19 protein-coding genes are annotated in these 24,529 nt (G+C 68.6%); 9 read left to right on the top strand and 10 right to left on the bottom strand.

What is annotated here, in order from left to right; translation table 11 throughout:
• Positions 1–52: 52 nt before the first annotated feature.
• A complete protein-coding gene (locus KVT39_RS23800) occupies positions 53–2,296 on the bottom strand; it encodes a hybrid sensor histidine kinase/response regulator (protein WP_105391364.1) in 2,244 nt (747 codons plus the stop codon).
• Between the two features lie 470 nt (positions 2,297–2,766).
• On the opposite strand from KVT39_RS23800, the gene KVT39_RS23795 reads away from it, so the two are divergent.
• From KVT39_RS23795 to KVT39_RS23785, 3 genes are read left to right on the top strand one after another with little or no spacing between them, the layout of a single operon-like run.
• Positions 2,767–3,135, top strand: coding sequence for a response regulator (locus KVT39_RS23795; RefSeq protein ID WP_034181513.1), 369 nt, complete (start codon positions 2,767–2,769; stop codon positions 3,133–3,135).
• Positions 3,128–3,754, top strand: coding sequence for a chemotaxis protein CheC (locus KVT39_RS23790; RefSeq protein ID WP_034181514.1), 627 nt, complete (start codon positions 3,128–3,130; stop codon positions 3,752–3,754). Before KVT39_RS23795 ends, KVT39_RS23790 begins: the two co-directional genes overlap by 8 nt.
• Entirely contained in the window at positions 3,751–4,689 is a 939-nt protein-coding gene (locus tag KVT39_RS23785) for a GGDEF domain-containing protein (protein WP_034181515.1), read from the top strand. Before KVT39_RS23790 ends, KVT39_RS23785 begins: the two co-directional genes overlap by 4 nt.
• 51 nt (positions 4,690–4,740) lie before the next feature.
• On the opposite strand, the gene KVT39_RS23780 is transcribed toward KVT39_RS23785, so the two are convergent.
• Positions 4,741–5,625: an alpha/beta fold hydrolase gene (locus KVT39_RS23780; RefSeq protein ID WP_217590333.1), complete on the bottom strand. Its 885-nt coding sequence runs from the start codon at positions 5,623–5,625 to the stop codon at positions 4,741–4,743.
• Between the two features lie 192 nt (positions 5,626–5,817).
• Between KVT39_RS23780 and KVT39_RS23775 the strand changes: the two genes are divergently transcribed.
• The 5 genes from KVT39_RS23775 to KVT39_RS23755 all read left to right on the top strand — a co-directional run bounded on the left by KVT39_RS23775 (position 5,818) and on the right by KVT39_RS23755 (position 11,251).
• Positions 5,818–6,150 carry a hypothetical protein gene (locus KVT39_RS23775; protein WP_034181517.1) on the top strand — a complete coding sequence of 111 codons (333 nt, stop codon included), beginning with the start codon at positions 5,818–5,820 and terminating at the stop codon, positions 6,148–6,150.
• A gap of 289 nt (positions 6,151–6,439) precedes the next feature.
• A complete protein-coding gene (gene hpnD / locus KVT39_RS23770; protein ID WP_105391294.1) occupies positions 6,440–7,288 on the top strand; it encodes a presqualene diphosphate synthase HpnD in 849 nt (282 codons plus the stop codon).
• 13 nt (positions 7,289–7,301) lie between these two features.
• Positions 7,302–8,555 (top strand): hydroxysqualene dehydroxylase HpnE, encoded by a 1,254-nt coding sequence (gene hpnE / locus KVT39_RS23765; protein WP_175749665.1) that lies wholly within the window; start codon positions 7,302–7,304, stop codon positions 8,553–8,555.
• Between the two features lie 11 nt (positions 8,556–8,566).
• Positions 8,567–10,540: a squalene--hopene cyclase gene (gene shc, locus KVT39_RS23760; protein ID WP_034181520.1), complete on the top strand. Its 1,974-nt coding sequence runs from the start codon at positions 8,567–8,569 to the stop codon at positions 10,538–10,540.
• Between the two features lie 3 nt (positions 10,541–10,543).
• Complete coding sequence (locus KVT39_RS23755; RefSeq protein WP_034181521.1) at positions 10,544–11,251, top strand: phosphorylase; 708 nt, start codon at positions 10,544–10,546, stop codon at positions 11,249–11,251.
• Positions 11,252–11,362: 111 nt separating this feature from the next.
• On the opposite strand, the gene KVT39_RS23750 is transcribed toward KVT39_RS23755, so the two are convergent.
• A complete protein-coding gene (locus KVT39_RS23750) occupies positions 11,363–12,364 on the bottom strand; it encodes a VacJ family lipoprotein (RefSeq protein ID WP_034181522.1) in 1,002 nt (333 codons plus the stop codon).
• Positions 12,357–14,990, bottom strand: a complete 2,634-nt coding sequence (locus KVT39_RS23745; protein WP_105391291.1) for an MMPL family transporter — start codon at positions 14,988–14,990, stop codon at positions 12,357–12,359. The genes KVT39_RS23750 and KVT39_RS23745 overlap by 8 nt, the downstream gene beginning before the upstream one ends.
• 319 nt (positions 14,991–15,309) lie before the next feature.
• Here KVT39_RS23745 and KVT39_RS23740 point away from each other — a divergent pair, with 319 nt between their 5' ends.
• A complete protein-coding gene (locus tag KVT39_RS23740) occupies positions 15,310–15,906 on the top strand; it encodes a phospholipid-binding protein MlaC (protein ID WP_034181524.1) in 597 nt (198 codons plus the stop codon).
• A gap of 85 nt (positions 15,907–15,991) precedes the next feature.
• On the opposite strand, the gene KVT39_RS23735 is transcribed toward KVT39_RS23740, so the two are convergent.
• The 6 genes from KVT39_RS23735 to glcF form a co-directional block, all read right to left on the bottom strand.
• The gene (locus tag KVT39_RS23735) at positions 15,992–16,636 is read right to left on the bottom strand and encodes a response regulator transcription factor (protein WP_034181525.1); all 645 of its coding nucleotides are present in this window, start codon (positions 16,634–16,636) and stop codon (positions 15,992–15,994) included.
• A gap of 32 nt (positions 16,637–16,668) precedes the next feature.
• A complete protein-coding gene (locus KVT39_RS23730; protein ID WP_034181526.1) occupies positions 16,669–18,051 on the bottom strand; it encodes a cache domain-containing protein in 1,383 nt (460 codons plus the stop codon).
• Positions 18,052–18,225: 174 nt separating this feature from the next.
• Positions 18,226–19,791, bottom strand: coding sequence for a sensor domain-containing diguanylate cyclase (locus KVT39_RS23725; RefSeq protein ID WP_034181527.1), 1,566 nt, complete (start codon positions 19,789–19,791; stop codon positions 18,226–18,228).
• A 580-nt stretch (positions 19,792–20,371) separates the two neighbouring features.
• Entirely contained in the window at positions 20,372–22,546 is a 2,175-nt protein-coding gene (locus KVT39_RS23720) for a malate synthase G (protein WP_217590332.1), read from the bottom strand.
• A gap of 328 nt (positions 22,547–22,874) precedes the next feature.
• Entirely contained in the window at positions 22,875–23,279 is a 405-nt protein-coding gene (locus tag KVT39_RS23715) for a heme-binding protein (RefSeq protein WP_105390632.1), read from the bottom strand.
• A 20-nt stretch (positions 23,280–23,299) separates the two neighbouring features.
• Positions 23,300–24,520 (bottom strand): glycolate oxidase subunit GlcF, encoded by a 1,221-nt coding sequence (gene glcF, locus KVT39_RS23710; protein ID WP_217590331.1) that lies wholly within the window; start codon positions 24,518–24,520, stop codon positions 23,300–23,302.
• Positions 24,521–24,529 lie beyond the last annotated feature (9 nt).

The following is a 24,529-nucleotide window of genomic DNA, read 5'->3' as shown; positions in this document are numbered from 1 at the left end:
TCGCGGCGGCCGTTCAGGCCGCCGACGCCGGCGCCGGCCCGCACGCAGCGGGTCACGTGCCGGTGTGCCGCGCGTCGCGCGCTTCGCGGATGCCCAGCAGGATCTCGTCGAGCAGCGCGATGTCGAACGGCTTCGACAGCACGCGGACGTTGACGGTGCGCGTGCGGTCGAGCTCCTCCGCATAACCCGTGACGAGAATCACGGGCAGCTTCCCCGGCCGCTTCTCGACCGCTTCGGCGAGGTCGATGCCGTTCAGGCGGCCCGGCATGTGGATATCCGAAATCACGAGGTCGAACGCGTCGTTCGCGGCCGCGCCTTCGATCAGGCGCAACGCGTCGTCGGCGGTGGGCGCATAGGTCACGCGGTGCCCGAGCAGCGAAAGCAGCGCTTCGGTGCCGGCCGCGACTTCGCTGTTGTCCTCGACGAGCAGCACGTGCAGCCCGGCGAGCGCGCTTGCGTCTTGCACGACGGCCTGCGGCCGCACGACGACGTCCTCGGCACGCGCGCGCGGCAGGTAGAGGCGCACCGACGTGCCGGCGCCAACCGCGCTGTCGATCGTCGCGAGGCCGCCCGAGCGTTCGCAGAACGCGAACACCTGCGGCAGCCCGAGCCCCGTCCCCATCCCCTGCGCCTTCGTCGTGAACAGCGGTTCGAACGCGCGCGCAAGCACGTCGGGCGCCATGCCCGAACCCGTATCGTCGAGCGAGATCTGCACGAAATCGCCGGTCAGCGGAAAGCCGTCCTCGCGGCGCAGCGTCACGTTGCGCGCGCCGACCGTGAAGCGGCCGCCGGTCGCCATCGCGTCGCGCGCATTGACCGCGAGGTTGATCACCGCGAGCTCGAGTTCCGCAACGTCGACGCGAATCGGCCAGACGCCGGGCTCGATCGCGACGACCAGCGACGATTTCGAACCGAGCGATGTCTTCAGCAGCTCGCGGCACGTGCCGACCCATTGCCCGATGTCGATCGTCTCGTTGTGCAGCGGCTGCTTGCGCGCGACGCCGAGGAGCTGGCGCGTGAGCGACTGCCCGTTCTTCAGCGCGCGTTCGATCGCGCCGAGTTCCTTGTCGAGATGCTGGACGCCGCGCCGCCGCGCGATCTGCACGTTGCTAGAGATGATCATCAGCAGGTTGTTGAAGTCGTGCGCGACGCTGCCGACGAGGTTGCCGAGCGCCTGCATCTTGCGCGACTGCCGGTACGCCGATTCGATCGAGCGCCGCATCGACGCTTCCGCCTGCCAGCGGTCCCACGCCTCCTCTTCCGCCTTCAGCCGCTTGAGCGACAGCCAGATCACGGACCACAGCGCGATCGACGGCGCGAACATCGAGATGAACAGCACGCTCAGGTGTTCGTACCATTCATGCCAGATCGCCGACGTGCGGTAGGCGCACGACACATAGACGGGATAGCTGCCGACCTGGCGGTACGCGACGATCTCGCTGCTTGCGCCGTCGTGGCGCACGCGCACGACGCCCGCGCGCGGATCGTTGCGCGCGTCGCCGAACGTGGCCGTGCGATCGGTATGCGCGAGCGACGGCGGCGGCGGATACGATGCGATCACCGCGCCGTCCGAGCGCGCGAGCGCCATCGTCATCGGCGTGCTCGCGCCGCCGAGCAGGTCGCGGTAGAACGCGTTGAAATACGACGATTTCAGCGCGATCGACACCATCCCGGCGAACGAACCGTCGCTATGGCGCCGCGCGACGCCCGTGTTGAACACGGGAATGTTCTCGAGCTTGAGCGGCCCCATCATCAGCCGCGAGATGTGTTCGATGACCTTGCCGTCGCGGATGCCGGCGAAGTCGTCGCGGTTCGCGATCGACGCATAGGGCGCCGGATAGTAGAGGCTGTTGGCGAGCAGCATCCCGCTCGCGCCGAAGATCGACACGGCGGCCACCTGCGGGTAGCCGCCGCCGATCGTGTTCAGCGCTTCGTGGATGTCGGATTCCCTGTTGCGTACGGTCGCGTCGTCCATGTCCTGCACGAGATCGACGATGCGCGCATCGAGGGTTTCGCTCAGGTCGAACACCTTGAGCGCGTGCTCTTCGGCGACGCGCACGGTGCGCATCGTCACGTCGCTCGCGGCGGCCTCGCGCGCCTTCAGGTCGTTGTACGCCATCACCACCACGTAGATGCACGGCAGCACGATCGCCGCGACGAGCAGCACGATCAGCGTCACGCGGCGAACTGCGAAATCGTGCTCGGGCGCACCGGACGCGTAGGTGCCGTCGTCCTGCCAGTCGTCGGCGGGAGCGGAGGCGGGGGCGTGGGAGTCGGCAGGCCGGTCGGACGTCATCGAAGCAGCGGGTGAGGCAGAGGTGCCTGCCATCATAAACGAGTTGCGACGGCCCGCCGCACCGCGCCGTACGAGCACGATCCCGTCGATTCCGACAGGGGGAAATTGTCGGATTGAAAACGCGACGAATCCGGCAGCGCAAACGTACACAAGGAAAAATTTTGCGTACTTATCTCAAAAATGGTTGCGGCTGTTTTCGGAATGACGCGCGATCGGATCGATTCTGTTCGAAATGGTGAAAATGGCGAGTTGCACCGACTTCGGTTTACTCCGAGAATCGCGCCTTGCTTTCCCTATGACAGATATATGCGCCCGCCGGCGTTCGCCGCGCGGTGCGTCGCGCGCACCTGCGTCGCGGCGCCCGTGCACGGCCGCCAGGCGGTTGCCTGCGCCCGAACGCATGGCGCCTCAAGAAGTGCGCCGCGCGGCCGTTAACGCGAGAGAGACCACTCCGTATACCGCATCGCCCCATGCCTTTGCCGATTGTAATTGCCGACGATTCGCTGCTCGCTCGCAAACTTCTGACAAAGGCGTTGCCGGGAGACTGGGACGTTGACGTCGCGTATGCAGCGAATGGTCGCGAGGCCCTGGCGCTCTATCGTGACGGCAAAGCTTCCGTGATGTTTCTGGACCTGACGATGCCCGACATGAGCGGATATCAGGTCCTGGAGACACTGCGCCACGAAGATCTGAACACGTTCGTGATCGTGGTATCCGCCGATATCCAGCCGCAGGCGCAAGCACGCGTGCGCGAATTGGGCGCGATCGCATTCGTTGCCAAGCCCGTGACGTCGGACGCATTGCTGCCCATTCTCAAGGAGTATGGGTTGTATGCCTGAATCGGTGTTCACGGCGGAGCAACGCGACGCGTTGCAGGAAATCGCCAACCTTGCAATGGGCCGCGCCGCCGCGCGGCTTGCGTTGCTGCTCGGGCGCTTCATCGAGCTGTCGGTGCCGCGCGTGCGCGTCGTGAAAGCGGCCGACGCGGGCGACGCGCTGCGCGAGATGACGGGCATTCACGACAACGTGACCGCCGTGCGCCAGGGCTTCCGCTCCGACATCAAGGGCGAGGCGATCGTGCTGTGCCGCAGCGCGGGCGTCGCGCGGCTCATGACGATCGTCGACCGCACGTTCGGCGACGGCGTGTACGGCGGGATGGCGACGCCGGACGAGCTCATGTTCGACGTCGCGAACGTGCTGATGGGCGCATGCGTCGCGTCGATCCTCGACGAGCTCGGCCGCAAGCCCGTGTTCTTTCCGCCGGGGCTGCTCGGTTCGAACGTGTCGTTCGACGACGTATTCCAGCCGCCCGAGCTCGCGTGGAGCGTCGCGCTGCTGCTCGAGGTGAACTTCGGACTCGAGGATCATGCGTTCCGTGCCCACTTCGTGATGCTGATGGCCGAGGATTCGATCCGGCTGATGGGCGACGCGCTCGACGCGTTGCTGTCCGCGCTATGACGGCCGCCGCGCCGTCGCTGAGCGACCTCGTGATCGAGCGGGTGGGCTTCGGCCTGTTCGTGCTCGACCGTTCGATGAGCGTGCTGATGTGGAATCGCTTCATGCAGGACCACAGCGGCATCCCGGCCGCCGACGTGATCGGCCGCAACCTGTTCGACTGCTTTCCGGACCTGCCGCGCGCATGGCTGTCGCGCAAACTCGAGAGCGTGTTCCAGCTCGGCAGCTTCGCGTTCAGCTCGTGGGAGCAGCGGCCCTACCTGTTCCGCTTCGAGCACGACCGGCCGATCACCGGCGGCGTCGACTACATGCAGCAGGACTGCACGTTCATGCCGCTCACGCGCGGCCGCGAGGTCGAGGCCGTGTGCGTGACGATCTCCGACGTCACGCATGTGAGCGTGATGCAGCGCGAGCGCGAGGAAGCGGTCGCGAAGCTGCGCGAACACGCGAATCGCGACGGCCTGACCGGCATCGCGAACCGGCGCTTCTTCGAGGCGCGGCTCGGCGACGAATTCGCGCGCTGGCAGCGCTACGGCGGCGACATGTCGGTGCTGCTGTTCGACCTCGATCACTTCAAGACGATCAACGACCGCTTCGGGCATGCGGCCGGCGACGCCGTGCTGCGCGAGACGGCGCGCCGCGTCGCGTCGATCGTGCGCGCGCAGGATACGTTCGGCCGTTTCGGCGGAGAGGAATTCGCGCTGCTGCTGCCGTGCACGAATCTCGACGAGGCGATGCTGGTGGCCGACAAGGTGCGCGACGCGATCGGCAGCTCGCCGGTCGATGCCGAGGGCGTCAGCGTGCCGGTGACGGCGAGCGTCGGCGGCGCGTGCGCGAGAACGGGCGCGCCGACCAGCGACGTGCTCGTCAGCGAGGCCGACGCCGCGCTCTATCGCGCGAAGCGGCTCGGGCGCGATCGTTCGGTCGCCTACGCGTAGGCGCGCCCGCCCCGCATCGCGCGAAGCGGCTTCGCCCCGCGCGTGCCGCGCTCAGCTTTTCGCGATGTCGGCCAGCACGCCGGCCAGCACGGCCGCCTCCGACACGAACGGCGAATGGCTGCTGTCGAGCTGGTGCACGTGGGTCGGGTTGCCGGGCGCGAACGCGTCGGCTTCGTCGATGAAGCGCTGCTGCAGCGCGGGCAGGATCACGCGATCCTGCAGGCACTTGATGTAGTGACGGTCGATCGCGCCCCAGCGCACGGCGGTCGTCGGGATCGCGGTCGCGAACGGCGCGGCCGGCACGTCGCAGGTCATCAGGTTCGCGACGGCCTCGAAATCGGCCTGCGGTGCGTCGTCGTACAGCGCGCGCTTCATCGTGTCGCGATACGCGGCGTCGCCGCTGCGCGGATCGATGCGCAGCGCACCGGCGACGCGCGGGCTCGCGAGCATCAGCGCGCCGAGCATCTCGCCCTTGTTCTCGGGCGCGCGCACGTAGTCGAGGCACGGCACGCCCGAGGCCGGCATGAACGCCGCGAGATAGACGATCTTCGCGATCTTTTCCGGCGCGCGCTCGGCGGCCGCCGTGATCGCGAGGCCGCCCATGCTGTGCCCGACCAGCACGACCTTGCCGCGGCCGAGCGCATACGCGTCGTCGACGGCCTGCATCACCTGCGTCGCGTAATCGTCGAGCGTCGTGTTCGCGACCGGCGACGGCTCGGCGCCGAACGCGTCCTTGTCGAGCGGCCGTTCGAGATAAGACGCGGGGAAGCGGGCGTTGATGCCGTGCGCGGGCAGGTCGCGCGCGATCGACAGGTAGCCGCGCGCGGCCAGCGCGGTAGCGACGTGCGCGTAGCACCACGCGCCGTGCCAGGCGCCATGCACGAGCACGAACACGGGATGGTCGGCCTGCTGGGGGGCGGTTATGTTCGTCTCCATGGTGTTCGTGTTTTTTCGGGAAAGCTGTCATCTTAGACGAACCCGTGCGTATCCAAGCGCGAACGCATGGCACGATTGCGCGGTAACCGGCGATCCGTCCCTCTTGTCTCGCGCAGGCCACATTTCGTCCGGATCCGATATGAATTTGAGCCGAAGCGCGCTAATTTGTTGCTTTGCTCGCGATTGCGCCCCATGAACGTCGACTATCTCTTCTACCGGAAGCCGGACAAACCCGGCCCCTATTCGCTCGACGACCTGGGCGACATCGCGCCGCCGATCGGCCCTGGCGACCTGGTGCGCGCGGGGATCGCGCGCGTGTTCGAGCAGATCGACTGGCAGGAGTCGCCCGACGTGCCGGGCGCGTGGTTCGGCACGGGCGGCGCGGTATTCCAGTTCACCGTGGAGCCCGACGGTCGCGTGACGAGCTTCATGGGCTCGCGCCTCGAACGCCGCTCGATGCTGCAGCTCACCCGCGAAATGGGGCTCATTGCGCTCGACCTGCAGCGCGATATCGTTTACGGCTGACGGGCCGCCGGCGCCCGCTGATGCCCGCTGATGCCATGTGGTGCCCGTTCCCGCCGAGGCCGGCCGCGCCGGCCCGCCAACGGCTCCCGGCGCCCCGCCGGGCATGGCGCGTGTCCGCCATCAAACTTCAAAGATTGCTATACTTTCGCCCAATTCCGGCTTCCGGCCGGTAATTTGTGCCTGTCTGTGTCGATCGTTCGCATATCTCGCACGCATTTGACACCCTGACCATCCCAGCCGGGCATGGCTTCTTCAATCGCCCCGCGTGGGTGTCTCCGTGGAGCTTGTCTTGGCCGTTTCCAATTCCGTCGTGGACGAACAAGAAACCGACGCCGCTGCCGTCACATCGGGCAGCTCTTTCTATCTTGCGATGCGCATCCTGCCGGCCGTGCAGCGCGATGCGATGTTCCAGGTCTACGCGTTCTGCCGCGCGGTCGACGATATCGCCGACAGCGACCTGCCGCGCGCCGAGCGCACCGCGGGCCTCGACCGCTGGCGCGCGGACATCGACGCGTGCTTCGCGGGCCGCCCGCCGCGCCATCTGGCCGCGCTCGATCGCGAGATCCGCGCATTCAACCTGCAGCGCGACGACTTCCACGCGATGATCGACGGGATGGCGATGGACGCGGTAGAAGACATCTGCGCACCCGACGAGCCGACGCTCGACCTCTTTTGCGATCGCGTGGCGAGCGCGGCCGGCCGGCTGTCGGTGAGGATTTTCGGGATGCCGGAAGCCGAAGGGATCGAGCTGTCGCACCACCTCGGCCGCGCGCTGCAACTGACGAACATCCTGCGCGACATCGACGACGACGCGGCGATCAACCGCTGCTACCTGCCGCGCGAGCTGCTTGCGCGCGAAGGCATCGCGATCGCCGATCCGGCGACGATCGTGCGCGATCCGGCGCTGCCGCGCGTGTGCGCGACGCTCGTCGAGCGCGCGCTCGAGCATTTCCGCCAGGCCGACGCGGTGATGGATACCTGCCCGCGTGCGCAGGTGAAGGCGCCGCGCATCATGTCGGGCGCGTATCGCTGCATTCTCGAAGCCGCGATCGCACGCGGCTTTGCCGCCCCGCGCGCGCCGCTGCGCAAGCCGAAAGCGCGCATGCTGATGATCGCCGCGCGCTACGCGCTGTTCTGAGTCGACCGAGTCGATGCCCAGAACCGTCCACGTGATCGGTGCCGGACTCGCGGGCCTGTCGGCCGCGGTCGAGCTGCAACGCCGAGGGCGGCACATCGTGCTGCACGATGCGCACGCGCATGCGGGCGGCCGCTGCCGATCGTGGTTCGACGGGACGCTGAACACGACGCTCGACAGCGGGCTGCATGTGGTCTTCGCGGGGCAGGCGGCCACGCAGCGCTACCTGCGCGCGATCGGCGCGGCCGATCAGCTGGTCGGGCCCGCGCTGCCTGAATTCCCGGTCGTCGACGTCGCGTCGCAGCAGCGCTGGACGCTGCGCTTCGGCAACGGGCGCTGGCCGTCGTGGCTGTTCGATGCCGCGTCGCGCGCGCCGGGCACGACACCGCTCGACTACCTCGCGCTCGCACCGCTCGCGTTCGCGCGCACGGGCCGCTCGCTCGCACAGACGATGCGATGCGACGGCGTGCTGTGGGATCGTTGGCTGCGGCCGTATTGGCTCGGGATACTGAACGTCGAGCCGCGCCACGCGAGTGCCGAGCTCGCGCGCGCAGTGCTGTGCAGCACGTTTGCCGCGGGCGGCCCCGGCTGCCGTCCGCTCGTCGCGCGCCACGGGCTCGGCAGCGCATTCGTCGAACCGGCGCTGCGGATGCTGCAGCACGGCGGCGCGCAGATCCGGCTGAACTCGCGGCTCGACGCGTTCGAGTTCGGCGCGCACGGCAATGCGGTCGACGCGGCCGTGATCGGCGGCGAGCGCGTCGATCTCGCGCCGGGCGACGCGGTCGTGCTGGCCGTGCCGCCCGAGGTCGCGCTGCCGCTCGTACCGGAACTCACCGCGCCGGATACATTCAGCGCGGTCGTGACCGCGTATTTCGCGGTCGAGCCGCCGGCCGGCAGCTCGCTGCAGACGACCGTCGTCAACGGCGTCGTCGATGCGGTGCGCGCCGGCGGCGGCCAGCTCGCGGCGACGATCCGCGATGCGGGCCGCTGGCTCGACATGCCGCACGACACGCTCGCGCGGCGGATCTGGGAAGACGTCGCGCGCGTGACCGGCGCGAACCCGGAAACCATCCCCGCGTGGCAGCTCGTCGTCGAGCCGCGCGCGGGCTTTGCGGCGGTGCCGTCGCAGGAAATGAAACGTCCGGCCGTGCGTACGCGCTGGACCAATCTTGTGCTGACGGGCGACTGGATTGCCACCGGCTTGCCCGCCACGATCGAGGGCGCGATCCGTTCCGGCCAACTGGCCGCGGACGTGCTCCAGACGCAATAACAGAGGGACCGATGAACGATCTCACCGAAATGGCTACCCTGTCCGCCGGCATTGCGCCGGCCGGCGTCGACGCGGCCGTCGCGCGTGCGACCGACGCGCTGCTGGCCGCGCAGAACCCGGACGGACACTGGGTCTACGAACTCGAAGCCGATTCGACGATTCCCGCCGAATACGTGCTGCTCGTCCACTATCTCGGCGAGACGCCGAACCTCGAGCTCGAACAGAAGATCGGCCGGTATCTGCGCCGCATCCAGCAGGCGGACGGCGGCTGGCCGCTGTTTACCGACGGCGCGCCGAACATCAGCGCGAGCGTGAAGGCGTATTTCGCGCTGAAGGTGATCGGCGACGACGAGAACGCCGAGCACATGCAGCGCGCGCGCAAGGCGATCCACGCGATGGGCGGCGCCGAGATGTCGAACGTGTTCACGCGCATCCAGCTCGCGCTGTACGGCGCGATTCCGTGGCGCGCGGTGCCGATGATGCCGGTCGAGATCATGCTGCTGCCGCAGTGGTTCCCGTTCCACCTGTCGAAGGTGTCGTACTGGGCGCGCACCGTGATCGTGCCGCTGCTCGTGCTGAACGCGAAGCGCCCGCTCGCGAAGAACCCGCGCGGCGTGCGCATCGACGAGCTGTTCATCGATCCGCCCGTCAACGCCGGGCTGCTGCCGCGCCAGGGCCATCAGAGCGCCGGCTGGTTCGCGTTCTTCCGCGTGGTCGACCATGCGCTGCGCGCGGTCGACGGCCTGTTCCCGAGCTATACGCGCGAACGCGCGATCCGCCAGGCCGTGTCGTTCGTCGACGAGCGCCTGAACGGCGAGGACGGCCTCGGCGCGATCTATCCGGCGATGGCCAACGCAGTGATGATGTACGACGTGCTCGGCTACGCGGAGGATCATCCGAATCGCGCGATCGCGCGCAAGGCGCTCGACAAGCTGCTCGTCGTGCAGGAGGACGAAGCGTATTGCCAGCCGTGCCTGTCGCCGGTGTGGGACACGTCGCTCGCGGCGCACGCGCTGCTCGAAACCGGCGATGCGCGCGCCGAGGAAGCCGTGCTGCGCGGCCTCGACTGGCTGCGTCCGCTGCAGATCCTCGACGTGCGCGGCGACTGGATCTCGCGCCGCCCGAACGTGCGGCCCGGCGGCTGGGCGTTCCAGTATGCGAACGCGCACTACCCGGACGTCGACGATACGGCCGTGGTCGTGATGGCGATGGACCGCGCGCAGAAGCTCAGGCAGTCGGACGCGTACCGCGAATCGATGGCGCGCGCACGCGAATGGGTCGTCGGCATGCAGAGCAGCGACGGCGGCTGGGGCGCGTTCGAGCCGGAAAACACGCAGTACTACCTGAACAACATCCCGTTCTCCGATCACGGCGCGCTGCTCGATCCGCCGACCTCCGACGTGTCGGGCCGCTGCCTGTCGATGCTGTCGCAGCTCGGCGAGACGGCCGCGAACAGCGAGCCGGCCCGCCGCGCGCTCGACTACATGCTGAAGGAGCAGGAGCCGGACGGCAGCTGGTACGGCCGCTGGGGGATGAACTACGTGTACGGCACGTGGACCGCGCTGTGCTCGCTGAACGCGGCCGGCCTCGGGCCGGAAGATCCGCGCATGAAGCGCGGCGCGCAGTGGCTGCTGTCGATCCAGAACAAGGACGGCGGCTGGGGCGAGGATGGCGACAGCTACAAGCTGAACTACCGCGGTTTCGAGCAGGCGCCGAGCACGGCGTCGCAGACGGCCTGGGCGCTGCTCGGCCTGATGGCGGCCGGCGAGGTGAACAACCCGGCCGTTGCGCGCGGCGTCGACTACCTGATCGCCGAGCAGAACGAAGAGGGTCTGTGGGACGAGACGCGCTTCACGGCGACCGGCTTCCCGCGCGTGTTCTACCTGCGCTACCACGGCTATCGCAAGTTCTTCCCGCTGTGGGCGCTCGCGCGCTACCGCAACCTGAAGCGCGACAACGCGACGCGCGTCACGGTCGGGATGTAACGCGTGGGCGCATCACGGCACAACGGCGCATTGCCCGTCATCGCGGTGACGGGGATGGCGTTCGAGGCACGCATCGCGCGCGGCGACGGCGTAGAGGCCGTGTTCGCCGCGCGGGCCGACCGGCTCGAGCGCGCGCTGGCCGACGCGACCGCGCACGGTTGCGCGGGCATCGTGAGCTTCGGCACGGCGGGCGGGCTTGCGCCCGACCTGGAACCCGGCGCGCTCGTGATCGCGAACGCGATCGACGGGCCGTTCGGCCGCGTCGAGACCGATGCGGGCTGGAGCGCGCGGCTTGTCGCCGCGCTGCACGACACGCCGGTATGGGCGCGCGTCACGCGCGGCACGATCGCGGCCGTCGGCGCGCCGGTCGTCAGCGCACAGGAAAAGGCGTCGCTGCACCATGCGAAGGGCGCGCTCGCCGTCGACATGGAGTCGCATATCGCGGCGGCCTTCGCGGCTGCGCGCGGCGTGCCGTTCGCGGTGTGCCGCGCGATCGTCGATCCGGCGTGGCGCACGCTGCCGCGCGCGGCGACGGCCGGCCTGCGCGACGACGGCAGCACGGCGATCCTGCCGATCCTGCGCGAGTTGCTGAAGCAGCCGTCGCAGCTCGGCCCGCTGCTGCAGGTTGCGAGCGATGCGCGCGCGGCGCGCACGACGCTGATCCAGGCGCGGCACGCATTCGAGCGTGCGGGTGCGATGCGGATCGTCTGAGCGGCGCGCGCCGCATTTCTCTTTCCCTTCTCTCTCTCGTTTTTAGCGAACAAAAAAAGAGCGCTGCATGATGCAGCGCTCTTTGTCTTTGCGGCGGTCGCCGTTGCAGCGTTACTGCGCGGCCGGACTGCTTGCGGGCATTGCCGGCGCGGCCGGCGTGACGTCGGCGGCCGGCGCCGGCGTCGTCGCGGAGCTCGACGATGCCGCTGCCGGCGCCGCAGCAGGTGCACTCGCGGGCATCGCATTGTCCGCACCCGGATCGTCGTACTGCGGCAACCCCGGCGCGGCCGGCGCGTTGTTCGGCGCGGCGCCCGATGCGCCATCCGATGCGCCCGGATCCTCGTAGTTCGGCAGCCCCGGCACGGCCGGCGTCGCGGCCGGCACGGCGCCCGATTCGCCCGGCTCGCTGTAGTTCGGCAGTGTGGCCGACGACGACTGGCTGCGATACGTCAGCGACTTGCGCTGCTGCAGGTACGCGTCGCGCACGAACGAATACGGATCGAGCGCGGCCTGCTTCAGCAGGTCGGTCGCGCCGAGCAGGTCCGAACGCGCGCTGATGAACTGCGCGATGTACATCGGGTTGCGCGCGGCCGGCTCGATGTAGTTGAGCAGGTTGAAGCGCACGTCCACCGCACGGCCGACGCCGTCGCGGATCGTGCTCGGCCCGAACACGGGCAGCACGAGGTACGGGCCGGACGGCACGCCCCAGCGCGCGAGCGTCAGGCCGAAATCCTGGTGATGCTTCGGCAGCCCGGCCGGCGTCGCGATGTCGATCAGGCCGGCGACGCCGAACAGCGAGTTCATCGTCACGCGCATCAGATCCTGCGTCGCATCAGTGATGCGCAACTGCAGCAGGTTGTTCGCCATGTTGCCGAGATCGCCGAGGTTCGAGAAGAAGTTGCTGATCGCGGTGCGCACGGGCGTCGGCGTGATCTTCTGGTAACCCTTCGCGATCGGCACGGCGATGTTGGAATCGACGGTGTCGTTGATCTTGTACATCGTCCGGTTCATCGGCTCGAACGGGTCGTTGGGATTGCGGTTCGGTCCCGTCGCGCAGCCGGTCAGCATCGCGCTGGCGGCGACGGTCGCCGCGATGATTCGCACCTTATTCATTGATTCCTTGCGATTGGTTCTTGGCGCGTTTGACGCGCGGTTTGCCCATCAGGACGGGCTGGAACACCACGGCGCCGATCAGCGTGCAGGTCAGTGCCAGCGCGAGCAGCTTGCCCATGCTCGACGTGCCCGGGTGGTGCGACAGCCACAGGCTGCCGAATGCGGTCGCCGTCGTCGCGGCGCTGAACAGCACCGCATGCGTGAGGCTCGAGTGCAGCAATCCCGTCTGCCCCGCGCGCCACGCCATCACGAAATACACCTTGAACGCGACGCCGACGCCGAGCATCAGCGGCAGCGCGATGATGTTCGCGAAGTTGAGCGACATGCCGAGCACGACGCACATCTCGAGCGTCACGACACCCGACACGAGCAGCGGCACCAGCGTGCGCAGCACGTCGCCGAAGCGGCGCAGCGTGACCCACAGCAGGATCGTGATCGAAATGATCGACCACAGCGCCGCATGCAGGAACGCGTTGATGATCGTGTCGGCCGAATGCAGGATCGAGATCGGCCCGCCGGTCGCGCCCGGTTCCGCGGCCTTCACGGTCTGCGCGAAACGGCGCAGCATCGTGTCGTCGTTCGGGTCGACGCCCTTCGGCACCTTCGGCGAGATCTGCACGAGCGCGTGGCCGTCCGGCGCGACCCAGTCGCGCACGAGCGGCGGCGGCAGTGATTCGCGCGTGATGTCCTGCGGCTGCAGCAGCGCGGCGAGCTGGTTCAGCGCGATGCGCAGCGTATCGGAGAATGCGCGCTCGGCGCGGTCGCGCGTCGCGCTGTCGGCGGCGGCAAGCTTCGCGAGCGACGCGGACAGGTGTTGCGCGGCGGCCGCGCCCGGGCCCGGGTGATCTTCCGCCGCATAGCCGAGCAGATCCGACACGCGCTTGAGCGCGGCGACGCGCTGCGCGTCGGTCGCGGGCGGCGCGGCCGGCTGCGTCAGCGCAGGCAGCAGGTCGCTCGCGGCCGCGGCGATCGCTGCGCGCTTGGCCGGCTGGTCGGCGGGAATGAAGGTCGACAGCGTGGTGGTGCGGCCGACTTCGGGCAGCGCGTCGAGACGCTTCGCGGCCGCATCGGCTTCGGCGAGCGACGGCGCGAGCAGCGTGACGTCGTTGACGGCCGCTTCGGGCGAATCCTTCAGCGCGAGCAGCGTCGCCATCGATTCGCTGTTCGGATCCTTCAGGTGCAGCGGGTTGAAGTCGAAGCGCAGGAACGCGAGCAGCGGCAGCGCGCCGATCACGACCGCGAGCGTGCCGATCAGGATCGGCTTGCGATGGCGATCGAGGAAATCGTCGACCGGCGCGAGCCACGGGAAGCCCGGCGTCTTCGATTCGCCCGGCGGCGCGAACAGGCGCAGCAGCGCGGGCAGCAGCGTGAGCGTGGTCAGCAGTGCGACGAACATCCCGACGCCCGCGATCAGGCCGAGTTCGGACACGCCGCGATAGGCGGTGGGGATGAACGAGAAGAAGCTCGCCGCGACGGCCGCCGTGGCCAGCGCGAGCGGCATGCCCATCGAGTGCGCGGCGCCGATCAGCGCGTGATCGATGCGCTGGTCGCGGAAGCGTTCCTCGCGGTACTTCACGCCGTACTGGATCGAGAAATCGACGCCGAGGCCGACGAACAGCACCATGAACGCGACCGAGATCATGTTCAGCGAGCCGACCATCGCGAGGCCGAGCGCGGCGGTTACGACGAGGCCGACGAACAGCGTGACGAGCACCGAGCCGATCATCCGCTTCGAGCGCAGCGCAAGCCACAGGATGACGAGCACGGCGAGCAGCGTGAGCACGCCGTTGAGCGCCGCGCCGTCCTCGACCGATGCGAATTCGTCGTCGGCGAGCGGCTGTTCGCCGGTCAGGCGCACGGCCGCGCCGTAGCGCTTTTCGAGGTCGAGCGAACGGGCAGCTTCGCGAATCACCTGGCTGGTTTCCGCGCCGGCCTTCAGCGCGCCGTAGTTGACCACGGGCTGCACGGTGACGAATGCACGCGCGGGCTGCCGCGCGGCATCGCTGTCGACCAGCGCGCGCCACGAGAACGCGGCCGGCTTGCCGGCCAGCACGTCGTCGACCGTCGCGGCGCTGCGCGCGAGCAGCTTCGCCATCGCCGGCAGTTTCACCTGGCCGGTCAGGAGCGGCTGGCCGAGCGTGGTGGCCAGCGTCGTCGCGAGCCCGGTGAGGCTCGGGTTCTTCGCGAGTTCGTTGACGAGCGGGCGCGCGCTCGCGAGCTGCGACGTCGTATCGGAGACTTCCTGCGGCGACAGGAACAGCAGCCCGTTATGCTCGAAGAACGGCCCGCCGCCGGGCTCGGCGACCTGGCCGATGCGGCCGGCTTCGGCCTGCTTCTGCAGCGCTTCGGTCAGCGCATGCGCGGCGGCATTCGCGAATTCGGGCGCGGGCGCTTCGACGACCGCGAGGATCGTGCCGTTGCGTTGCGGGAACGCTTTATCGACGGCCTGGCCGAGCGCAGCCCATTGCGGTTCCGCATCGACGAGCTTGCTGATGTCGGTATTGATCTTGAAATGCTGCGCGACGTAGACACCGCTGAGGGCAGCGATGACGAGCGACAGGACGACGACCCAGACGGGACGGCGCACCGACCACGCAACGAGTCGGACGATGAGATTTGTCACCATGTGGCGGTGGGGAGCGGCTGGCAAGGGCAAAGTAGCCAAGTATACCGGCGCGGCGTGGCGACTGACGTGACGTTGCGGGTTTCGGGGCGGGAAGGAGATTTGTTCGCGGCGGCGGAATCGGCGCGGGCGGCCGGCCGGTTTGTCGGTAGGCATTTACATAATCGGTGCTGCGCCGCCTGTTGCCCGTGCCTGTGACAAATGCCGCTGAAAGGTAACAGTCGGTCACGGCGCGGCAGCCGGGCGTCAGGCCCGGTATACTTTGCTGCACCGGCCGATGCAAAGAGCCGGTCGTTTTTTCCCATCGAGTGCGAATAATCGTATGAAACGTCATCTGTTTGCTTTCGTCGCGGCCGCCGCCGTGTCGGTTTCCGCTTTCGCGCAGAGCGCGCCGGTCGATATCGTCCGCAATGCGGTCGAGGGCACCGTTACCGCGATGAAGGCCGATCCGGCCGCACGCGGCGGCGACATGGCGAAGGTCACGCAGGTCGTCGAGCAGCGCTTCCTGCCCGCGACCAACTTCGAGCGCACGACCCGCATCGCCGTCGGCGACGCATGGAAGCAGGCGACGCCGCAACAGCAGCAGGAGCTGTACAAGCAGTTCAGGCTGCTGATGACGCGCACCTACGCTGCGTCGCTCGCGCAGCTCGGCAGCCAGGACGCGAAGTTCTCGTTCAAGGCCGGCGGCGCGTCGGGCGCCGACGCGCTCGTGCAGTCGACGGTGACGACGCCGGGCGACAGCCAGTCGGTCGGCTATCGGCTCGGCAAGGTCGGCAACGACTGGAAGATCTACGACATCGACATGTCGGGCGCGTGGCTGATCCAGGTCTACCAGGGCCAGTTCAAGAGCCAGCTCGCGTCGGGCGGGATCGACGGGCTGATCGCGTATCTGCAGAAGCACAATTCGCGGACGAACTGACGGCCGCTGCGCGGCTCGCGGTCCGGATGCATGAAGGGCGCCCTCGGGCGCCCTTTTTCGTTGCGGATCGCGGTGTCGCGCTACCCTACCGCCGCCGATGCTCGACCGCGAACTTGATCAGCTCGGCCTGCCCTTCGATCTCGAGCTTGCGCTTCAGATTGAGCCGGTGCGTTTCGACCGTGCGCACCGACAGCCCCGTCTGCTGCGCGATCTGCTTGCTCGACAGTCCCTCGGCCAGCGCATCGAGAATGTCGCGTTCGCGCGGCGTCAGGCGATCGAGCGGCGACGCGGTCGCGCTCGCGTGGATCATCCGCGCGGCGAGCCCTTCGCTGAAGAACGTCTGCCCGGCCAGCACCGCGCCGATCGCGCGGACGATCTCGCTCGCGGGCGAATCCTTCAGCAGGTAGCCGCTCGCGCCGGCACGCACGGCCTGCGTCACGTATTCGAGGTTGTCGTGCATCGACAGCATCAGCACGCGGATGCCGGGAAAGCGCTCGTGGAACACGCCCGCGAGCGTGATGCCGTTCATCCCGTTCATGCCGACGTCCATCAGCGCGAGATCGGGTTCGAGCGACGCGGCGAGCGCGAGCGCCTCGTCGGCGTTGCCGGCCTCGCCGACCACGGACAGGTCGGCCGCTTCGAGCCGCATCCGCAAGCCGTCGCGCACGAGCGGGTGATCGTCGACGAGCAGCAGTCGGGCGGCGGGCCGGGCGGTGTCGGGGGCGCTCATGCGTGAAAGGTCTCCTGTTATGGGGCGCGTCGTCACGCGGCGCTGCGCAGCGGCACGCGCGCGGCGACGATCGTGTGGCCGACCTGCGACGTGATCGTCAGCATGCCGCCGAGCGCGTCGAGGCGCTCGCGCATGTTGCGCAGGCCGATGCCGCGGCGCGCGTCGGCCTGCGAGCGTTCGGCGTCGAAGCCGCAGCCGTTGTCGGCGATGGTCAGCGTGACGGATTGGGCGCCGACGTCGAGCGTGACGGCCGCGCGCGACGCCTGCGCATGATGCACGATGTTGCTGAGCGCTTCCTGTGCGATCCGGAACAGCGCGGTGTTGACGGCCTCGGGCAGCGGCCGCGTGCCGCTGTGCGCGACCTGCGTATAGCCGATGTCGATGCCGCTTTCGGCGCCGAGTTCGCGGACCAGCTGCTCGAGCGCGGCCGCGAGACCGAGATCGTCGAGCATCGACGGACGCAGCGCATGCGAGATGCGCCGCACTTCGCGCAGCGTATCGCCGAGCCGCCCGACGCCCGACACGAGCGCCTGCTCGGCCTCGGGCACGCGCGACGTGCCGCGTTCGAAGCGCGCGAGCGCGGATTCGAGCATCAGCTTCGCGGACACCATCATCTGGCTGATCCCGTCGTGCAGTTCGCGCGACAGTCGTGCGCGCTCCTGCTCCTGCGATTCGACGACGCGCTGCGCGAGCAGCTTGAGCTTCGCGTCGGCGCTGCGCGACTCGCTGACGTTCAGCACCAGCGCGCACACGGCGATCGCCGCCGCGCCGGTGAGCGCGATCGCGGTGAGCCAGCTCATCGTGCGCTCGATATTGGCGGACGCGCGCGCGTCGATGCGCTGCAGCGCGGTGTCGACGTCGTCGAGATAGATACCCGTGCCGACCATCCAGCCCCAGCGTTCGAGCGCGACGACGTAGCCGAGCTTCGGCGCGACGCGGCCCGTCGACGGCCGCTGCCATGCGTAGCGCACGTAGCCGCCGCCGTGCGACGCCGCGCCGATCAGCTTCTGGATCGTCAGTGCGCCCTGCGGATCGCGCATCGACCAGAAGTTGTGACCGACGCGCTCGGGCTCGCGCGGATGCATCAGCGAATTGCCGTGCAGGTCGTACACGAAGAAATAGCCGTCGGGCCCGAAATCCATCTTCTGCAGCATCGCGAGCGCCTGCGTGCGCAGCAGCGCGTCGTCGCGCGCATTGCGGCCGCTCGCGTCGTAGAGCGGCATGATCGCGCTCGTCGCGAGCTCGACGTAGTGCTTCAGCTCGACTTCCTTGCTCGACAGGTATGCGGCCTGGATCGTTGCGTGCTGCGTGCGCGCGAGCGAGGTCGCCTGCTGGCGCACGCCGAAGCCGATGCCGGCGATCGCGAGCAGGAACGGCACGATGGCCAGAAGGAAGATCTTTGCCTTGAGTCTCATGGTGGTGCGAAGCGGCCGTGAACCGGTGTGGCCGGCCAGGTGCGGCCGGCCAGGTGCGGGCCGGCCGGGCGCGTCAGCCGCGCGGCGGCGTATCGAGCCGACATTGTCGACGATTTTGCACGCGGGCGGCTGCGACCGGGCGGCCGCCCCGCCGCGGCTCGGGTGTCCGGGCGCTCAGGCCCGCCGCGACTCGAGATTGTCGGGAGACGCGGCCGTCAGGACGACGATGCGGTTGCGCCCGCCTTCCTTCGCGCGATACAGCGCATCGTCGGCGAGCTTCAGCGCGGCCTGCATGTCGTCGTCGAGTTCGGGATAGCTCGTCGTCACGCCGATGCTCACCGTCAGGCGGCCGGCCGTGCCGGCGTCGTGCCGGATGCCGAGATCGAGGATGCCCGTGCGGATCGTCTCGGCGATCGTCACCGCGCCGTCGGTGTCGACGTCGGGCAGCACCACGACGAACTCCTCGCCGCCGTAGCGCGCCGCATAGTCGGCCGGGCGGCGCAGGCAGCCGCCGATGCAATGGCCGACCGCGGCGAGCGCGTCGTCGCCGGCCTGGTGGCCCTGCGTGTCGTTGTAGTGCTTGAAATAATCGACGTCGATGAACAGCAGCGACAGCGCATGCTGCGAGCGCGCGGCGCGGCGCCATTCGCGCGCGAGCGTGACGTCGAGCATCCGGCGGTTGTCGAGGCCCGTGAGGCCGTCGGTGCGCGCGAGCGCCTGCAGCTCGGTTTCCGCGCGATGACGCTTGCGCAGCTGCACGTCGAGCAGCAGCGACAGGCCGACGAAGCCGATCGCGAGCGCGACCATCGCGGAGCCGATCGGAATCGCACGGTCGTACCACGCGGCGTAGGTGTCCGCTTCCGAGCGCGCGACCATGACGATGAGCGGCAGGTGATCGAGGTGCCGGAACACGTACAGGCGCCGCACGCCGTCGATCGTCGCGGTGTCGGCGAAGCTGCCTTCGCTGGCGGTCATGAAATGCCGGAACGTGCTGGCGCGGCTGATGTCGCGGCCGACGATCTTCGGGTCGTACGGTTCGCGCGCGAGCATCAGGCCGCGCGTGTTGATCAACGCGACCGAGCCGCGGTCGCCGAGCGACAGGCGCGAGAACAGGTTCTGGAAATATTCGAGCCGGATCGACATCACCGCGACGCCGCCGAACGACCCGTCGGGCTTCGTGATTCGCCGGCTGAGCGCGATGCTCGGCGAGCCGCCGCGCAGCCGCGAATGGTACGGGTTGCTCACGTACAGGCCGACGTCGGGGTGGTCGCGGTGGATGGTGAAATACGGCTCGTCGCCGAAGTTGACCTTGCGCGGCACGTCGCTCTTGCCGTCGACCTCGATGTCGCCCTTTGCGTCGAGCACGTAGATGCCGCCGAGGTACTTGGCCGTCGTCGCGCGGTCGAACAGCACCTGGCGGCGCAGCGGCATCGGCAGCGCAGTGACCGCGGGGTCGTTCGCGCCGTCGACGACGGCCTGCAGCGACAGCGAATAGATCTCGATGTTGCGCTCGATGTCCCACGACGCCATCAGCGCGAGGTTCTGCTGCATCGTGCGCGAGCGGTCGCGCGCGTCGATGCGGCCTTCGTACAGCAGGATCCCGCACAGGAGCAGCAGGACCAGCGCGATCAGCAGCCCCGTATAGAAGATCAGGTGCGGCAGCAGGAACCGGCGCAGATGAGCGGCGACACGGCTTGTCCGGCCGGATTCGCTGGGCATTGCGTAGTCGGTTTCTGCCATGGTCCGTGGATCGATGGGCATCGTCGCCAGGCGGCGGGCCGATGCGATTGTTCGTATGACGTGTCGGCAGCGATACGGTGTGCGGCGCCTTCCGGCGCCTTCTTCCCGCCCCGGCGGAGAAAATGGACACCGATTATCGGTAATCGCGGCCAGATATATCGGCAAATCACGTATTCATTGGCGGCATCTGCCGCGATTCGACGATCCGACGAATCGGGCGGCGCGGATTCAACGGAGTATAACGCGCGCATTCGCGTGCGCGGAAAATGTTGCGACCCGTTGATCAGGGTCAAATTACCGTGAAATCCCGGGCTTGCAAATATTGGGCAGAGCGTTACTGCGCAAGGTTTTGCCGCGTGGCGGGTGCAAGCGTGCGGCGTACGGCCGCCGATTCAGACGGATTAATGGCCGGCGCACGCAAAACTTGAAAGCGCGCGATATGTTCCGATTATCGGTTTCAACATACGGTTTCAACATACGGTTTCAACGGTCGCGCGAACGTAAAAATGAAAAAACGGGCGGCGATGAGGGCCGCCCGTTTCGCGGAGCCGGCATGCGGGACGGGCCCGCATGCGCATGCTCAGGCGCCGTGCTGTTGCGCCTTGAACGCGAGCCGGAACCGGTGCAGCAGCGGCTCGGTATAGCCGCTCGGCTGCGACGTGCCCTGCAGCGCGAGCGCGCACGCGGCCTTGAACGCGGTCGACTGGTCGTAGCCGGGCGCCATCGGGCGATAGTTCGGGTCGCCGGCGTTCTGCTGGTCGACGACGCGCGCCATCCGCTTGAACACGTCGAGCACGAAGGCCTCGGTGATCACGCCGTGGCGCAGCCAGTTCGCGATGTGCTGGCTCGAAATGCGCAGCGTCGCGCGGTCTTCCATCAGGCCGACGTCGTGGATGTCGGGCACCTTCGAGCAGCCGACGCCCTGTTCGACCCAGCGCACGACGTAGCCGAGGATGCCCTGCGCGTTGTTCTCGACCTCGCTCAGGATCTCGTCTTCGCTCCATTCGGCACGCTCGACGACCGGCACGGTCAGCAGGCCTTCGAGCAGCGCGTCGCGCTCGCTCGCGTACGGCGTCTTTTCGAGCGCCTGCTGGACGGCCTGCACGTCGACGAGGTGGTAGTGCAGCGCGTGCAGCGTCGCGGCGGTCGGCGACGGCACCCACGCGGTGTTCGCACCCGCGCGCGGATGCGCGATCTTCTGCTCGAGCATCGCGTGCATCAGGTCCGGCATCGCCCACATGCCCTTGCCGATTTGCGCGCGGCCGCGCAGGCCGGCCGACAGGCCCGCGAGCACGTTGTTGCGCTCGTACGACGTGATCCAGGCCGACGACTTCATGTCGCCCTTGCGGATCATCGGGCCTGCTTCCATCGCGCTGTGCATCTCGTCGCCGGTGCGGTCGAGGAAGCCGGTGTTGATGAATGCGACCCGCGCGGCGGCCGCCGCGATGCACGCGGCGAGGTTCACGCTGGTGCGGCGCTCCTCGTCCATGATGCCCATCTTCAGCGTGTTGCGCGGCAGGCCGTACAGATCCTCGATGCGCGCGAACAGCGTATCGGCGAACGCGACTTCGACCGGGCCGTGCATCTTCGGCTTCACGATGTAGATCGAACCCGTGCGCGAGTTGCGCTTCGCCTTCAGGTCGTGCAGCGCGCACAGCGTCGTGACGACGCCGTCGAGGATCCCTTCCGGAATTTCGTTGCCGTCGCGGTCGAGCACCGCGCCGTTGGTCATCAGGTGGCCGACGTTGCGCACGAACAGCAGCGAGCGGCCGTGCAGCGACAGCGTGCCGCCGTCGGGCGTCGTGTAGTCGCGGTCGGCGTTCAGGCGGCGCGTGAAGCTCTTGCCGCCCTTCGCGACTTCCTCGACCAGCGTGCCCTGCATCAGGCCGAGCCAGTTGCGGTAGAGCTGGACCTTGTCGTCGGCGTCGACCGCCGCGACCGAATCCTCGCAGTCGATGATCGTGCTGACCGCCGCTTCGAGCACCACGTCCTTCACGTTCGCGAGATCGGCGCGGCCGATCGGCGTCGACGCGTCGATCTGGATCTCGATGTGCAGGCCGTTGTGCTTCAGCAGGATCGCGGACGGTGCGCCGGCTGCGCCCTGGTAGCCGACGAACAGCGCCGGCTGTGCGAGATGCACGACACCCTTCGCGGTTTCGACGGCGAGCTGGCCGTCCTGCACGCGATAGCGCAGCGCGTCGCCGTGCGAGCCGCTCGCGAGCGGCGCCGCGTTGTCGAGCACGTTGCGCGCGTAGTCGATCACGCGCTGGCCGCGCGTCGGGTTGTAGGTCGCGGTGCGTTCGGCGCCGCCGTCCTCGGGCAGCGCGTCGGTGCCGTACAGCGCGTCGTACAGGCTGCCCCAGCGGGCGTTCGCGGCGTTCAGCGCATAACGCGCGTTCGACAGCGGTACGACGAGCTGCGGGCCGGCCTGCGTGGCGATCTCGCTGTCGACGTTCGCGGTGGCTGCCGCGACGTTCGACGGGACCGGCACGAGGTAGCCGATTTTTTCGAGGAACGCGCGATAAGCGGCGTGGTCGCGCACGGGGCCGGGGTGCGCGCGGTGCCAGGTGTCGAGTTCCTGCTGCAGGCGGTCGCGTTCCGCGAGCAGTTCGCGGTTGCGCGGCGCCAGATCGTGCACCAGGGCCGAGAAACCGCTCCAGAATGCGGCCTTGTCGATGCCGGTGCCCGGCAGTGCTTCGTTTTCAATGAACTGGCTCAGCGCTGGCGCGACTTGCAGTCCTGCTTGGTCGATCATCGTTATCCTCCCGGGGAAAAATGCGCGCGCGGCTAGAGGGCCTGCTCACGCTAATAACGGGCTTGCGAACGAGCCTTGCCGGTCGTAGTGCAAGGAGCAAGGAGCGCCGTTTGGCCGAGCCAAACAAGCGACGCGCGACGCCGCAATGCGGCCGGCAAGGCTCGTTCCCGTGATTTAAAAAAACCATTTGTGGGGCTGGCCACCAGAAGGGCCGATCGCTGCGTCATGCTCCTTGCGAATACGTCGAGTATTCGCTTCGTCGCAGTCCTTGCGCTCGGCCCTTCTGGTGGCCAGCGCAAGCCCGTTATTAGCGTGAGCAGGCCCTCCTTTATGTCGCGACGCTTTGTGTGCCGACGCGGGCGATCTGCGCGTCCTGCTCGGACTTTACGCCAGACACGCCGATCGCGCCCGCAATCCGGCCGCCGACCGTGACCGGCACGCCGCCTTCGAGCAACCCCGTCAGCGGCACGCTGAGAAACGCGGTGCGGCCACCGTTGATCATATCCTCATAAGCCTTCGTCTCGCGACGGCCGAGCGCCGCTGCGCGCGCCTTGTCCTGCGCGATGGTCGCGCTGGCCGGCGATGCGCCGTTCAGCCGCGCGAACGCGAGCAGGTGGCCGCCGTCGTCGACGACGGCGATCGACACGGCCCAGCCGTGGCGTTCCGCTTCCGCGCGGGCGGCGGCGAGCATGCGGTCGGCATCGGCGAGTTCGAGTTCGGGTTTCGTCTGCATGGATGTCCTCCGGAACCAGGTCAGTTGATCAGTCGGTTGTCGACGAGCTCGATCCAGTGGCGCACGGGCGTGCGGCCCGCGCTGTTCAAGTGAGTCTGGCAGCCGACGTTGGCCGTGACAATCAGGTCCGGCCGCACGGCTTCCAGCGCATCGAGCCTGTTGTCGCGCAGTTTCGTCGCGAGTTCGGGCTGCGTCAGCGAATACGTGCCGGCCGAGCCGCAGCACAGGTGGCCGTCGGCGACATTCGTCAGATCGAAGCCGAGCCGCGTCAGGATGCTTTCGACCGCGCCGCCGAGACGCTGCGCGTGCTGCAGCGTGCACGGGCAATGGACCGCGACGCGGCGTGGCGTCGCATCGGCCAGCGCGTCGAGCTGCTCGGCCGCGATCACCTCGGCGAGATCGCGCGCGAGCGCGCCGACGCGGCGCGCCTTCTCCGCATAGACGGGGTCGGAACGCAGCAGGTCGCCGTATTCCTTGACGAACGCACCGCAGCCGCTCGCCGTCAGCACGATCGCTTCCGCGCCGGCTTCGATCGCGGGCCACCACGCGTCGATGTTGCGGCGTGCGCGGGCGAGGCCGGCGTCCTGCGCGTTCAGGTGATATTCGGTCGCGCCGCAGCAGCCGGCCTCGCGCGCCGGGCTCACGCTGATGCCGAGCCGGTCGAGCACGCGCGCGGCGGCCGCATTGGTGTTCGGCGACAGCGCGGGCTGCACGCAGCCTTCGAGCATCAGCACGCGCCGCGCATGACGCACGGCCGGGCGCGGCGCGGCCGCGGGCACGGCGGCCGGGATCTTGTCCTGCAGCGCGCCGGGCAGCAGCGGGCGCAGCGCGCGGCCGGCCTTCAATAACGCGGCGAACGTCGCCGGGCGCGGTACCACGTGACGCAGCCCCGCGCGCAGCAGGCGCTCGCGCGCGGGCCGCTGCGCGCGCTTCTCGGCTTCCGCGCGGCCGATGTCGAGCAGCGTGTGATAGCGCACGCCGGACGGGCAGGTCGTCTCGCAGTTGCGGCAGGTCAGGCAGCGGTCGAGATGCCGCTGCGTGCGCTCGCCGCACGGCTCGCCTTCAAGCAGTTGCTTGATCAGGTAGATGCGGCCGCGCGGCCCGTCGAGCTCGTTGCCGAGCATCTGGTAGGTCGGGCAGGTCGCATTGCAGAAGCCGCAGTGCACGCACGCGCGCAGGATCGCTTCCGCTTCGTCGGCCCGGGCGAGGGTCTTGCTTGCTTCGCTGAGATTGGTTTGCATCGGCGGGTC

Origin of the sequence: Burkholderia sp. GbtcB21 (assembly GCF_019091065.1) — a bacterium.
GTDB classification, from domain to species: domain Bacteria; phylum Pseudomonadota; class Gammaproteobacteria; order Burkholderiales; family Burkholderiaceae; genus Burkholderia; species Burkholderia pyrrocinia_C.
The sequence above is the reverse complement of the archived record's forward strand: the minus strand, read 5'-3'. Positions and strand labels throughout refer to the sequence as shown.

Coding starts and splice junctions, on each gene's coding strand:
- KVT39_RS23800 (WP_105391364.1), bottom strand. CDS start 2,296: ATGACGTCCGACCGGCCTGCCGACTCCCACGCCCCCGCCTCCGCTCCC.
- KVT39_RS23750 (WP_034181522.1), bottom strand. CDS start 12,364: ATGAATAAGGTGCGAATCATCGCGGCGACCGTCGCCGCCAGCGCGATG.
- glcF (WP_217590331.1), bottom strand. CDS start 24,520: ATGCAAACCAATCTCAGCGAAGCAAGCAAGACCCTCGCCCGGGCCGAC.
- KVT39_RS23795 (WP_034181513.1), top strand. CDS start 2,767: ATGCCTTTGCCGATTGTAATTGCCGACGATTCGCTGCTCGCTCGCAAA.
- KVT39_RS23720 (WP_217590332.1), bottom strand. CDS start 22,546: ATGATCGACCAAGCAGGACTGCAAGTCGCGCCAGCGCTGAGCCAGTTC.
- hpnE (WP_175749665.1), top strand. CDS start 7,302: ATGCCCAGAACCGTCCACGTGATCGGTGCCGGACTCGCGGGCCTGTCG.
- shc (WP_034181520.1), top strand. CDS start 8,567: ATGAACGATCTCACCGAAATGGCTACCCTGTCCGCCGGCATTGCGCCG.
- KVT39_RS23735 (WP_034181525.1), bottom strand. CDS start 16,636: ATGAGCGCCCCCGACACCGCCCGGCCCGCCGCCCGACTGCTGCTCGTC.
- KVT39_RS23790 (WP_034181514.1), top strand. CDS start 3,128: ATGCCTGAATCGGTGTTCACGGCGGAGCAACGCGACGCGTTGCAGGAA.
- KVT39_RS23780 (WP_217590333.1), bottom strand. CDS start 5,625: ATGGAGACGAACATAACCGCCCCCCAGCAGGCCGACCATCCCGTGTTC.
- KVT39_RS23745 (WP_105391291.1), bottom strand. CDS start 14,990: ATGGTGACAAATCTCATCGTCCGACTCGTTGCGTGGTCGGTGCGCCGT.
- KVT39_RS23740 (WP_034181524.1), top strand. CDS start 15,310: ATGAAACGTCATCTGTTTGCTTTCGTCGCGGCCGCCGCCGTGTCGGTT.
- KVT39_RS23725 (WP_034181527.1), bottom strand. CDS start 19,791: ATGGCAGAAACCGACTACGCAATGCCCAGCGAATCCGGCCGGACAAGC.
- KVT39_RS23785 (WP_034181515.1), top strand. CDS start 3,751: ATGACGGCCGCCGCGCCGTCGCTGAGCGACCTCGTGATCGAGCGGGTG.
- KVT39_RS23715 (WP_105390632.1), bottom strand. CDS start 23,279: ATGCAGACGAAACCCGAACTCGAACTCGCCGATGCCGACCGCATGCTC.
- KVT39_RS23730 (WP_034181526.1), bottom strand. CDS start 18,051: ATGAGACTCAAGGCAAAGATCTTCCTTCTGGCCATCGTGCCGTTCCTG.
- KVT39_RS23775 (WP_034181517.1), top strand. CDS start 5,818: ATGAACGTCGACTATCTCTTCTACCGGAAGCCGGACAAACCCGGCCCC.